Below are 12,450 nucleotides of genomic sequence, written 5' to 3' on the forward strand. Positions count from 1 at the left end.
GGATCCCTTAGTCGCGGATCTTAGTCCGCATCGACCCCGGGCAGAGCGCCGGGGTCGAGCACCGCAAGGGCGCCCGGCAGGCTGGCTGATCCATTGCGCGAGGGCAGGAAGGCTTCGATCAGCTGGGCGACCTGCCCGTCACGCTGCTTGGCGCTGGCGCCACCCATCACCACCACAACGAGACGACGGCCATTGCGCGTCACCGACGTCGCGACATTGAAGCCGGATGCGCGGATATAGCCGGTCTTGATGCCATCCACGCCTTCCACGCCGCCAACGAGGCGGTTGTGGCCGCGGATCGTCTTGCCGCGATAAGAAAACTCCGTGACGGAGAAATAGGGATAATATTGCGGGAATTGGCGGCGCAGCATGATGGCAAGCGTCGCCATGTCCTTTGCCGTCGTCACCTGCATCGCATCGGGCAGGCCGGAGGCGTTTTCGAAGCGCGTGTCGCGCATGCCGATGGAACGCGCCTTCTGCGTCATCATCAGCGCGAACTGCTGTTCGGAGCCGCCGCCGATGAACTCGCCGACCGCGGTGGCGACATCGTTGGCCGAGCGCGTGATCAGCGCCTTGATGGCGGATTCCACATCAATGCCTTCGCCGGGCCGGAAGCCGATCTTCGTTGGCGGACGGGAGGCGGCATAAGGGGAAACGGGGATGATCGTGTTCTTGTCTATGCGCCCGCTCTGCATCTGCTCGAACAGCATATAGAGCGTCATCATCTTGGTCATGGATGCGGGAAAGCGCTGGCTCGTATCTTCATAGCCGTAAAGCTTGCGCCCGCTGGTGGCGTCCACGACGATGGCCGAATAGCGCTCGGATGGAAGCGGCGGAACGGCATTCGCGATCGGGGTCAGCGAGGCCGTGGTGCTGCTCGTAGTGCTGCAGGCGCCGAGCGCCAGGGCAAGCGGCAGAACAAGGGCGGACAGAAAAACGCGGCGGGTGGTTGAGTGCGGCAAGAGGATCCTCCGGCGCGGATGCGCCAGGCTTGAACAGAAAGGCATCAGGCGATTATCCGCTTCGTGCCACGTCAGGCTTGCGCCGACAATGCGCCGGCGTGTTTCCGATGCAGGTTGTGAGCACGTCAGACCGGTGCGGGAAGAACAAACATGCCATTGCCGGTCTAGTTTAGAATAATTCTAAACTATTGATCGAATTGGACTTTTTGTCGCTGGGCGTTGACAGGCAGGGCTCCCACTGCAAAGATTGAACCAGATCGCGCCATTCCGGCGCGCCTTTGATGTCCGGGCCTTGAACCCGGTTGATTGGAGGAATGATGGTTCTGATATCCGCGCTTCTGCGTGCGGAAGGTCCTGCATTGCGCAGCCATGAAGGTGTGCGCTGATGTTGTCACGCCTTGCCGACCTCAACGGACACAACGATCCTTATTTCGACCGCGCACCGGAAAAGCTGGTGCTGGAAGGCTATCGCCACATGATCGCCGGCTTCGAAACCGGCTCGATCGCGCCGTGGGAGTTGAGCTGGTCCTTGTATGAAGCGCTTCTGGGCGAAGTGGATGGCGCGCGGGCTATCACCGAGATGACGCGCTTCGTGCGGGCTTTGCGCAAATGCGCGTCCTGTCCGCTGCGTGCTTTTCCGTTCGGGGCGCATCATGTGTCACGCGAGGAATGTCTGGCGCTGGGTCTCGTGGCCGGCCTGCAGCACGACGACAAGGACACTGCATCGCTTTGCGCTGGCGCGATGAGCTGTCCGCTGCGCTGTGGCGAGCTGGCGCGGGCGGCACAACCGCTCGCCGAAACGCTGACGCGGCTTGATCATACGCTTTTGCCGATCCCGCGCAGCGCGATCGAAGACATCATTGCGCGGTCCTCGCGGCCCGCGACCGTTCATTAAAGGGGGGATCATGACGCCGAAAACAGCCAGGCTCGCAGCCATCGCAGCGACCACCATGCTGACCGCAGCGGTTTTTCTTCTGCCGGCCAACGCGGCAACGGATGAAAAAGCGGTTCTCTCCACCTATGCAGATATCGCGCAGGCCGTTTACGAGGACTCGCTCACCACGTCTAAAACGCTGGACGAGAAGATCCACGCTCTTGTCGACAAGCCGTCCGCCGAAACGCTGCACGAGGCCAGGCAGGCCTGGCTTGCCGCGCGCGTGCCATACCAGCAGTCGGAAGCCTTTCGCTTCGGCAACCCGATCGTGGATGCCTGGGAAGGCCGCGTGAATGCCTGGCCGCTGGATGAAGGCCTGATCGACTATGTCGATGCCAATTACGGCACGGAGTCGGACGAAAACGCGCTTTACACCGCCAATGTCATCGCCAACCCCAAGATTCAGATCAACGGCGAAACGGTGGATGCCTCCAGGCTGACGCCGGAGTTTCTTTCCGGCACGCTGCAGGAAGCCGGCGACATCGAAGCCAATGTCGCGACCGGCTATCATGCGATCGAGTTCCTTCTGTGGGGGCAGGACCTGCATGGTACGGAAGCGGGTGCGGGCGAGCGTTCTTATACCGACTACGACAAGGCCAACTGCACCAATGGCAACTGCGAACGTCGCGCCGAATATCTGACATCCGCAGCCGACCTGCTCGTGAGCGACCTCGAGGAAATGGCTGCGAATTGGGGCGATAACGGCGAAGCACGCAAGTCCGTGCTCGATGCGGAACCGCAAACCGGCCTGTCGGTGATCCTAACCGGTCTCGGCTCCCTGTCTTACGGTGAGCTGGCCGGCGAGCGCATGAAGCTCGGCCTCATGCTGCATGATCCGGAAGAAGAGCATGACTGCTTTTCCGACAACACCCACAACTCGCATCTGAACGACGCGCTCGGCATCCAGAACGTTTATCTGGGACGCTATACGCGCATTGACGGCTCCACCGTGGAAGGCTCCTCCTTGTCGTCGCTGGTGGCGGCGGTCGATCCATCCGTCGATGCCGAGCTCAAGGCCAAGCTCGATGCCACCAACGCCAAGATGCAGGCGGTGGTCAAGCGCGCCCAATCCGGCGAAGCCTATGACCAGCAGATCGGCGAAGGCAACACGGAAGGCAATGCCGCCGTGCAGGCCGCGATCGATGCGCTGGTGGATCAGACCAAGTCGCTGGAACGCGCCGTTGCGGCGCTGAAGCTCGATGCCGTTGCCTTCGAGGGCTCAGACAGTCTGGATGCCCCCGATCAGGTGTTTCAATGACCGGGCGTTAACCCGGTTTGCGTAAGCGCCCGCGTGGCGCGTGAGTGACCGTTGGCGGCTCAAGCTCCGAACCGCGAAACGGCGTACCAAGGGTGGCACGGTCCCAGATGTGCCACGCCCAGGGAAGTGAGTGGTGACGTGACATGCTTGTTTGCCATTGCAACATCATAACGGAAAAAGAGATCGAGGCGGTGATCGTCGAGCTTCTCGAGAGCGACTGCTGGCAGCTCATCGTCCCTGCGAAAGTATACCACACGCTCAACAAGCGTGGCCGCTGTTGCGGCTGCTTCCCAAATGTGGTGGAAACGATCATTAGAGTCACCGAAAATTACCACGCGCGCTCTGCGGACGCGGCCGGTGATGTCGTTTCACATCTGGATCGCGTGCGTCAGCTGCGCGACCAATTCGGGAGCAGTCGGAATGAAGGGCGAACCACAGGTCATCGAGCGGCTTAATGAGGCACTGTTCCTCGAGCTCGGAGCGGTCAACCAGTACTGGTTGCATTACCGCCTCCTCGATGACTGGGGCTTCAAGAAGCTCGCCAAGAAGGAGCGTGCGGAAAGCATCGAGGAGATGCAGCATGCCGACAAGATCATCGAGCGCATCATCTTCCTGGAAGGTCATCCCAACCTCCAGAAGGTCGGCCCGCTGCGCATCGGCCAGACCGTCAAGGAAGTGCTGGAAGCCGATCTCGCCGGCGAATACGACGCCCGCACCTCCTACAAGCGCTCGCGCGAAATCTGCGACGAACTGGGTGATTACGTCACCAAGATGCTGTTCGAAGAGCTTTTGCAGGATGAGGAAGGTCACATCGATTTCCTTGAAACCCAGCTCGAGCTTTACAACAAGATCGGCGAAGAGCGTTACGGCCTGCTCAACGCGGCTTCGGCCGACGAGTCCGAGTAAGAATAAAGACCGGAGCGGCGCCGCAACGCGTCGCTTCGTCTCGAGCGAAGCCGCGGCCCTCGCGGCTTCTGCGGCAAGGGTGGGTTGACCGCGATCATGCGCCGGCCCACGCTTCTTGTTCTTGTTGCCGCGATGATGGCGGCACCGGCGGCTTTTGCCGGCTCGACCGAGCCCGTTCCCGCCGACACGATCTCCCAACAGCGGGATGATCTCACGCCCAAGGACCTGAAGCGCGTCCAGGTCGTGACCCGGCCGACATCCGATTTTTCCAAGCCCGAGAACTTTGAAACAATGCAGGGCGGCGCCGGCACTTCGAAGAAGCTGCCGAACCAGGATGCGTTTTCGCAACCGGCCGCCAATCTCACTTTCGAGGAAGAAGGAACCTTCAAGCTCGGCAACGGCCTGTTTCGCAAGGTTTGGGTGAGCGCGCCGTCGTCCACCCAGGCATCCGATGGTCTGGGACCCCTGTTCAATGCGCGGGCCTGCCAGAGTTGCCACCTGAAGGATGGGCGCGGTCATCCGCCGGAAGGCGCGGCGGACGCCACCTCCATGTTCCTGCGGCTCGCGCGCGAGGCTTCAACGCAAGAAGAGCGCAAGGCGATCACCGACGGCGTGCTGCTCAACCTTCCCGATCCGGTTTACGGCACGCAGCTGCAGGATCTCGCCGTGCCCGGCCTCGATGCCGAGGGCAAGATGCGGATCACCTACGAGGAAAGGCCGGTGACGCTTCGAGGCGGCGAAACGGTGTCCCTGCGCAAGCCCACCTACGCCATCGACAACCTCGCTTACGGCCCGCTGCACCCCGACACGACGCTGTCGCCGCGCGTAACGCCGCCGATGATCGGGCTCGGTCTCGTGGAAGACATCCACCCCGCCGATCTTTTGGCCAACGCCGATCCCGACGACACGAATGGCGACGGCATTTCCGGCAAGGCGCAGATCCTGCGCGATCCGCTGTCGGGCGAGACGCGTGTCGGCCGCTTCGGCTGGAAAGCACAGGAAGTCTTTATTCGCCGCCAGTCGGCTGACGCTTTTGCAGGCGATATCGGAATATCGTCGCCGGATGTGCCGCGCCCGTTTGGCGATTGCACGGAAGCGCAGGTGAAGTGCCGCGCCATGCCCAACGGCGTTCAGGAGCGGCTCGGCAAGGACGAAGCGCCCGATCCGGTGATGGATCTCGTGACCTTTTATTCGCAAAACCTGGCCGTGCCGGCGCGGCGCGATGTGGGCGACCCGCAGGTTCTGCGCGGCAAGAAGGTGTTTTACCAGACCGGCTGCGCATCCTGTCATATGCCGAAATTCGTGACGCGCCGCGACGCCTCGAACAAGGCGCACCGCTTCCAGCTGATCTGGCCATATTCCGACTTCCTGCTGCACGACATGGGCGAGGGCCTGGCCGATGGGCAGAAGGTCGGTGACGCCACCGGCACGGAATGGCGCACCGCGCCGCTGTGGGGTATCGGCCTGACGAAGACGGTGGTCGGCCACACCTTCTTTTTGCACGATGGCCGCGCGCGTAATCTGACCGAAGCCATTTTGTGGCATGGCGGGGAAGCGCAAAAAGCACGGGATGACTATGCCGACCTGCCGAAGGAGGATCGCGATGCGCTGGTGCGCTTCCTGGAATCGCTTTGAGGGGTTGCGAACCTCCGTTGTCGCGCTGCTGTCGATGGTGGCTTTCACCTTGCCGGCGCATGCCGCCATCGAGGACGCAAAGGCGCGCAGCATCATCACGGCCGCAATCGGCGACTTCGTGCGGCCTGCCTACGCCGATTTCGCCCGCTCCACGCAGGAACTGAGCGAAAGCGTTGGGGCACTGTGCGCTCAGCCCTCGCAATCCTCACTGGATGATGCGCGCGCACGCTTCATCGACGCGGTTGGCGCGTGGTCGCAGGCGGAGGTGATCCGCTTCGGGCCGATCACCGCTGAAAACCGGCAGGAGCGGATCCTGTTCTGGCCGGATCGGCGCGGCATCGGCTTGAAGCAGGTCCAGGCGATCCTGGCGAGCAAGGATGAAACGGCAACGGACCGAGCCAGTCTGGCAACGAAGAGCGTGGCGGCGCAGGGTCTGGGCGCGTTGGAATTCGTGCTGTTCGGCACCGATGCCGAAACGCTGACGGGTGCCGACGGCACCTTCCGTTGCCGCTATGCCGCGGCAATTGCCGCCAATCTCGACGGTATTGCCGATGATCTCAGCACGGCCTGGCAGGACACGGACGGGATTTCCTGGCTGTGGTCGCGCTTCGGTCCCGACAACGACCGGTATCGCAATTCAGCCGAAGCGCTGGGCGAACTGGTGGATGTGGTCGTGCATGGTCTGGAACAGGTGCGCGATGTGCGTTTGAACGGTTTCCTTGGCACCAAGCCTGAAGCCGACAAGCCGAAATCCGCGATCTACTGGCGCTCCGGTCAAACCGTGACATCCCTGGCGGGCAACCTTTCTGCCATGCGCAGGCTGATGGATGTGTCGGGGATCGATGGGCTCGTCTCGAGTGAGGGGGAATGGATCCCTGACGCTGTCGATTACGAGTTCGCCAATGCCCAAGCCATCACCGGACCGCTGCGCGACGAGCCGATCGACCGTCTGCTCCAGGACCCGGCCGAGCGCGGCAGCCTCGAATTTCTGCGCATCGCGACCAGCAGCCTGTCCGGTCTTGTTGGCCAGCGTCTCACCGGCGACATCGGCTTGACGGTCGGCTTCTCCTCGCTGGACGGAGACTAGTTGATGACGCCGCTGATCGACCGCCGCTCCTTTCTCGCTGCCGCCGGCTCGCTGTTTGCTGCCTCGCTCGGCGCGCGGCAGGCCTTTGCGCTGGACTGCGCCGATGCGGTGTTCGCGACGGCCTTCCAGAGAAGAACCGGCCAGTTCGGGGTGGCGGTGCTGACCGAAGCCGGCGAGCTCGTTCATGCGCTCGATCTGCCCGAGCGCGGCCATGACGTGACCTTCGATCCCGTATCGCGCCGATCCGTGGTGTTTGCCCGCCAGCCCGGTACGTTCATGACCGTCTTTGACCATGACGGAAAGCAGCCGCCAATCACAATCGCCAGCGTGAAAGGCCGTCATTTCTACGGCCATGGCTGCTTCTCGCCCGATGGCGCGCTGCTTTATGCGACGGAAAACGATTTCGACGCCGCCGAAGGCATGATCGGTATCTATGATGCGCGCGATCATTTCCGCCGCGTGGGCGAGTTCAAGACCCACGGCGTCGGCCCGCATGAAATGCTGCTGATGGGTGATGGCCGCACCTTTGCGGTGGCCAATGGCGGCATCGAAACACATCCCGATTTCGGCCGCGCCAAGCTCAACATCGCAACGATGGAGCCGTCGCTGGTGTTCATCGACCGCTTGAGCGGCTCGCTTCTGTCACGCCACACACTGCCGGCCGACCTGCACCAGCTGTCGATCCGGCACATGGCGGCGGATGACAAAGGGCGGTTGTGGTTCGGCTGCCAGTATGAGGGCGCAGAACGCGACCGGCCGCAGCTTGTGGGCTACGCCACGGGGGATGACGGGCTTGTTCTGCTCGACATGGCGGATGACGTGCTCGGCGGCTTCCGCAATTATATCGGCTCGGTCGCCAGCAATCCGGATGCGGGGCTCGTCGCCGTGTCTTCGCCGCAGGGCAACAGTCTGGTTCTGATCGATACGGCCAGCCGCACCGTGCGCGAGATGCGCAGTTTGACGGAAGTCTGCGGCATCGCACCTGATCGCAGCGGTTTCGTGTCCAGTACCGGCACCGGTCGATGGCTGGCGCCGAAAGGCCCCGAAGCCGATCTGCCGGATTTCGTGTGGGACAATCACATCCTGCGCATCTGAGCGACGGAACAGCCCCGCATTGCCACGCCCCGCCTGCCGCTGATATCGGCAGATATGATCGATCTCCCCACCCTCCCGGTAACCGCGGTTCTGCCGGACCTTCTGACGACGCTGGATCATCACAAGTCGGCCGTGCTCGTGGCACCACCGGGTGCCGGCAAGACGACGCTGGTGCCCTTGGCGCTGCTCGATGCCCCTTGGCGCAAGACCGGTGTCATCCTCCTGCTCGAACCGCGCCGTCTGGCGGCCCGCGCGGCGGCGCGCCGCATGGCTTCGCTGCTCGGCGAAGAACCGGGGGAGACCGTCGGCTATGCCATGCGCATGGAAACGCGGCGCTCGGCGGCCACGAAAATCCTGGTGGTCACCGAAAGCATCCTGTCGCGGATGATCCTCGACGATCCCGAACTCGGCGACGTCGCCTGCATCCTGTTCGACGAGTTCCACGAACGCTCGCTCGACGGCGACTTCGGTCTGGCACTGGCGCTGGATGTGCAGGGCGCCCTGCGGCCGGACCTGCGTTTGCTGGTGATGTCCGCCACGCTCGACGGCGCTCGGGTCGCCGCCCTTCTGGGCGAAGCCCCGGTTCTGCAAAGCGAAGGCCGGGCCTTTCCCGTCGATGTCAGCTACCGCGCGCGCGATCCGAACGAGCGCATCGAAGATGCGGTGGCCAAGGCCGTGCGCGTGGCACTGGCCGAGGAAACCGGCAGCATCCTCGCTTTTCTGCCGGGACAGCGCGAGATCGAGCGCACGGCGGAGCGCCTCGATCATCTCGGCGACACCGTCGACGTCATGCCGTTGTTCGGGGCCATGGAAGGGCGCGCGCAGGACCTCGCCATTCGCCCTGCCACAGCTGGCCGGCGCAAGGTGGTGCTGGCAACCGCGATTGCCGAAACATCGATCACCATCGACGGCGTGCGGGTGGTAATCGACAGCGGTCTGGCGCGTGTGCCGCGCTTCGAGCCGGCGTCCGGCCTGACGCGGCTGGAAACGGTTCGCGTGTCGCGCGCATCCGCCGATCAGCGTGCCGGCCGTGCCGGGCGAACCGAACCGGGACTGGCGGTGCGGCTGTGGCATCAGGGCCAGACGGCGGCGCTTCAACCCTTCACGACGCCTGAAATCCTGGAAGCCGATCTGTCCGGCCTGCTGCTCGATTGCGCGGCTTTCGGTGTGGCTGATCCGATGGCGCTGGCGTTCCTCGACCCTCCGCCGGCACCCGCGCTCGCCGAAGCGCGGGCGCTGCTGGTCAGTCTTGGCGCACTGGATGGTGATGGCCGGCTGACGCCATCGGGCGCGGCCATGCGCAAGCTCGCTTTGCCGGTGCGGCTCGCGCATATGGTGGCGCAGGCCGCCCAGGATGGCCAGGCGCAAGCCGCTGCCGAACTCGCCGTTCTGCTGACGGAGCGCGGGCTTGGCGGCAATGGTATCGACCTCGATGCGCGACTGCAGCGCTTCCGCAGCGAGCGTTTGCCGCGTGCGACTGCGGCACGCCAGCTGGCCAAGCGGCTGGCTGCCGCCGTCGGGTCTTCCGGGAAACTGACCACGCAAGTTAGCGAAGGCGGTGCGCTGCTTCTTCATGCCTGGCCGGACCGTGTCGCCAAGGCGCGCGGGGAAACGGGCCGCTTCCTGCTCGCCAATGGGCGCGGCGCAACGTTGGAAGCAACGGAGCGGCTGGCGCGCGCGCCCTTTCTGGTGGTGGCCGATCTGCAGGGCGCGGCACAAAATGCGCGCATCGCCGCCGCCGTTGAAATCAGCGAAGCCGATATTCGCGCAGCCTTGAGCGACAGGATCGCGCGAAACCGCCAGTCGCAGTTCGACCCCGAGCGCCGCGCGGTGCGGGTGCGCGAAACGGAGCGTCTCGGCGCGATCGTTTTGAACGAGCGCCTGCTTCCGGCGCCCTCGGGCGCGGAGGCCGATGCCGCAATCCTTGATGCACTGCGCTCCCACGGCCTCGACCTCCTGTTCTGGAGCGACAATGCCGTTATGCTGCGCCATCGGCTGTCCTGGCTCCATCGTGGTCTCGGCGCGCCTTGGCCGGATGTGTCCGATGATGTTCTGCTCGGCTCTCTCGAAGACTGGCTCCTGCCGTTTCTCACCGGCGAAGCGTCCTTTGCCCGCATAGCCGCGTCGGCGGTCAGCGAAGGCCTGCGCAGCCTTGTGCCCTATGATCTTCAGCGCCAGCTCGACACGCTTGCACCGACCCATTTCGACGCGCCATCCGGCAGCCATCTGCCGATCCGTTACGACGGCGAATGGCCGGTACTGGCGGTGCGGGTGCAGGAGCTGTTCGGGCTCACGCAGCATCCGGCGATCGCCTCCGGCACGGTGCTGCTGACGCTCGAACTTCTGTCGCCGGCGCATCGGCCGATCCAGACCACGCGCGATCTGCCGGGTTTCTGGCGGGGCTCCTGGAGCGATGTGCGCGCCGAGATGCGGGGGCGCTATCCCAAGCATGTCTGGCCCGAAGATCCGGCCTCGGCACAGGCCACAAGCCGGGCAAAGCCGCGCGGGACGTAAAAACGGAAATCTTGTGGCGAGGCGGCGGTGATCGGCGCATAAGCGAGATCATGGCTCTGCTTTCTCCCGAAGATCCGCAACAGTTTCACCGCCTGCGCTTGTCCACGCTGATCCGTTTGCGCTGGCTGGCGATCGTCGGCCAGAGCATTGCGGTGATCGTGGTCGCTTATTGGCTGGATTTCCCCTTGCCGGTGAGCTCCTGCTTCGCGCTGATCGCGGCATCGGCCTGGCTGAACCTCTTTCTGGCGCTTCGCTATCCCGCCACCCAGCGTCTGGCGCCCAATGCCGCGCTGGCGATCCTCCTGTTCGATGCGCTGCAACTGGGCGGATTGTTGTATCTCACCGGCGGCCTGACCAACCCGTTTTCGTTGCTGATGAGCGTGCCGGTCGTGATTTCCGCGACCTCCCTGCCGCCGCGCTTCACGCTTCTGCTTGGCGGCGTGGTTGGCGCCGCGTCCACCTTCCTCGCCTTCAACCACCTGCCGCTGCCCTGGTATGAAGGCGCTGAGCTTTCGATGCCGCTGGTTTATGTCGCGGGCATGTGGCTGTCGGTTCTGGCGAGCATCACCTTTACCGCGATCTATGCCTGGCGCGTGGCCGAGGAAGCGCGTCTGCTTGGCGATGCGCTGGCGGCAACCGAGCTTGTTCTTCAACGCGAACAGCATCTGTCTGCGCTGGACGGGCTCGCCGCAGCCGCAGCCCACGAGCTCGGAACACCACTCGCGACGATCGCGCTGGTTGCCAAGGAAATGGAACGCGCGCTCGGTGACGATGAGCGTTTTCGCGAGGACGTGACCCTGCTGCGCAGCCAGAGCGAGCGCTGCCGGGGCATCATGAAGCGGCTGACCAGCCTGTCCAGCGAAGGCGAGGAGCATCTGAAACGGCTGCCCTTCACCTCCTTGATCGAGGAAGTCACCGCGCCGCATCGCGAATTCGGCATCGATATCGCGCTCGAAGCCGGCGACCTCATCGGCAAGGAGCCGATCACACGGCGCAATCCCGGCGTGATCTATGGCCTGGGCAATCTGATCGAGAACGCCGTTGATTTCGCCAAGGCAACCGTCACGGTGCGATGGAGCTGGTCCGACGAGAGGATCGTGATCGAAGTGGTGGATGACGGCACCGGCTTTCCACCCGACATCATCCATCGCATCGGCGAACCCTATATGACTACACGGCCGGGCGGATCGAGCCAGGGCGGCGGGCTTGGCCTCGGCCTGTTCATCGCCAAGACGCTGCTGGAACGCTCCGGCGCCACAATTACGTTCCGCAACTCCGATGAGCTCGACAAAGGCGCGTCCGTGTTGATCGAATGGCCGCGTTCAGCTTTCGCAAGGGATGTTCACTGAACAGCCCTGGCGAACACCTGCAAATTGGGCCGATGACCGGCTTTTTCGTGGTATTCGGCTGTGGAATGCTTATATCAGGCTCAAAATAAAAGACGTTCAGCCAGGAAACGACTAGGACTGCTGCCATGACCGCCGAAGCCGCCGCTGATCCAGCCTTGGGTGCGGATGCAACTCTCTTGCTGGTTGATGACGACAAGGCTTTCGTCACACGCTTGGCGCGAGCGATGGAAGGCCGCGGCTTTACCGTCGACGTGGCGGAAAGCGTCGAGGACGCCGTCGCAAAGGTCAAGCAGCGCGCGCCGGCCTATGCCGTGGTGGATATGCGTCTGGGCGACGGAAACGGCCTCGATGTCGTGTCCGCCCTGCGCGACAAGCGCCCCGAAGCCCGCATGGTAATCCTCACAGGCTATGGCAACATCGCCACCGCCGTGACGGCCGTGAAGCTCGGCGCGATCGACTATCTCTCGAAGCCGGCCGATGCCGACGACATCTACGCCGCGCTCACCCGCACCTCCGACGCCCCCGTTGCACCGCCGGAAAACCCGATGTCGGCCGATCGCGTGCGCTGGGAACACATCCAGCGCGTTTACGAGATGTGCGAACGCAACGTCTCCGAAACCGCCCGCCGCCTCAACATGCACCGCAGAACGCTGCAACGGATCCTGGCCAAGCGCGCGCCGAGGTGAGGGAACGTCGTGATCGACATTTCC

11 protein-coding genes are annotated in these 12,450 nt (G+C 63.7%); 10 read left to right on the forward strand and 1 reads right to left on the reverse strand.

What is annotated here, in order from left to right; translation table 11 throughout:
* Window positions 1-20 precede the first annotated feature (20 nt).
* On the reverse strand, window positions 21-962 hold the full coding sequence (locus JYU29_RS00345; protein WP_250157120.1) for a D-alanyl-D-alanine carboxypeptidase family protein: 942 nt from the start codon (window positions 960-962) through the stop codon (window positions 21-23).
* A gap of 385 nt (window positions 963-1,347) precedes the next feature.
* Between JYU29_RS00345 and JYU29_RS00350 the strand changes: the two genes are divergently transcribed.
* The 10 genes from JYU29_RS00350 (at window position 1,348) to JYU29_RS00395 (ending at window position 12,426) form a co-directional block, all read left to right on the forward strand.
* Window positions 1,348-1,857, forward strand: coding sequence for a hypothetical protein (locus JYU29_RS00350; protein ID WP_213982813.1), 510 nt, complete (start codon window positions 1,348-1,350; stop codon window positions 1,855-1,857).
* A 10-nt stretch (window positions 1,858-1,867) separates the two neighbouring features.
* Window positions 1,868-3,154: an imelysin family protein gene (locus JYU29_RS00355; RefSeq protein WP_213982814.1), complete on the forward strand. Its 1,287-nt coding sequence runs from the start codon at window positions 1,868-1,870 to the stop codon at window positions 3,152-3,154.
* A gap of 143 nt (window positions 3,155-3,297) precedes the next feature.
* Window positions 3,298-3,609, forward strand: a complete 312-nt coding sequence (locus tag JYU29_RS00360) for a (2Fe-2S)-binding protein (protein ID WP_213982815.1) — start codon at window positions 3,298-3,300, stop codon at window positions 3,607-3,609.
* Window positions 3,575-4,060 carry a bacterioferritin gene (bfr, locus tag JYU29_RS00365; protein WP_213982816.1) on the forward strand — a complete coding sequence of 162 codons (486 nt, stop codon included), beginning with the start codon at window positions 3,575-3,577 and terminating at the stop codon, window positions 4,058-4,060. The genes JYU29_RS00360 and bfr overlap by 35 nt, the downstream gene beginning before the upstream one ends.
* A gap of 96 nt (window positions 4,061-4,156) precedes the next feature.
* Window positions 4,157-5,695 (forward strand): di-heme oxidoreductase family protein, encoded by a 1,539-nt coding sequence (locus JYU29_RS00370; RefSeq protein ID WP_213982817.1) that lies wholly within the window; start codon window positions 4,157-4,159, stop codon window positions 5,693-5,695.
* Window positions 5,664-6,782, forward strand: a complete 1,119-nt coding sequence (locus tag JYU29_RS00375; protein WP_213982818.1) for an imelysin family protein — start codon at window positions 5,664-5,666, stop codon at window positions 6,780-6,782. Before JYU29_RS00370 ends, JYU29_RS00375 begins: the two co-directional genes overlap by 32 nt.
* Before the next feature lie 3 nt (window positions 6,783-6,785).
* Window positions 6,786-7,877, forward strand: a complete 1,092-nt coding sequence (locus tag JYU29_RS00380) for a DUF1513 domain-containing protein (protein WP_431192815.1) — start codon at window positions 6,786-6,788, stop codon at window positions 7,875-7,877.
* A gap of 54 nt (window positions 7,878-7,931) precedes the next feature.
* Window positions 7,932-10,391 carry an ATP-dependent helicase HrpB gene (gene hrpB / locus JYU29_RS00385; protein ID WP_213982820.1) on the forward strand — a complete coding sequence of 820 codons (2,460 nt, stop codon included), beginning with the start codon at window positions 7,932-7,934 and terminating at the stop codon, window positions 10,389-10,391.
* Window positions 10,392-10,441: 50 nt separating this feature from the next.
* Window positions 10,442-11,740: an ActS/PrrB/RegB family redox-sensitive histidine kinase gene (locus JYU29_RS00390; RefSeq protein ID WP_213982821.1), complete on the forward strand. Its 1,299-nt coding sequence runs from the start codon at window positions 10,442-10,444 to the stop codon at window positions 11,738-11,740.
* 125 nt (window positions 11,741-11,865) lie between these two features.
* Complete coding sequence (locus tag JYU29_RS00395; RefSeq protein WP_213982822.1) at window positions 11,866-12,426, forward strand: ActR/PrrA/RegA family redox response regulator transcription factor; 561 nt, start codon at window positions 11,866-11,868, stop codon at window positions 12,424-12,426.
* Window positions 12,427-12,450 lie beyond the last annotated feature (24 nt).

This window comes from Tianweitania aestuarii, assembly GCF_018457165.1.
Lineage (GTDB): Bacteria > Pseudomonadota > Alphaproteobacteria > Rhizobiales > Rhizobiaceae > Tianweitania > Tianweitania aestuarii.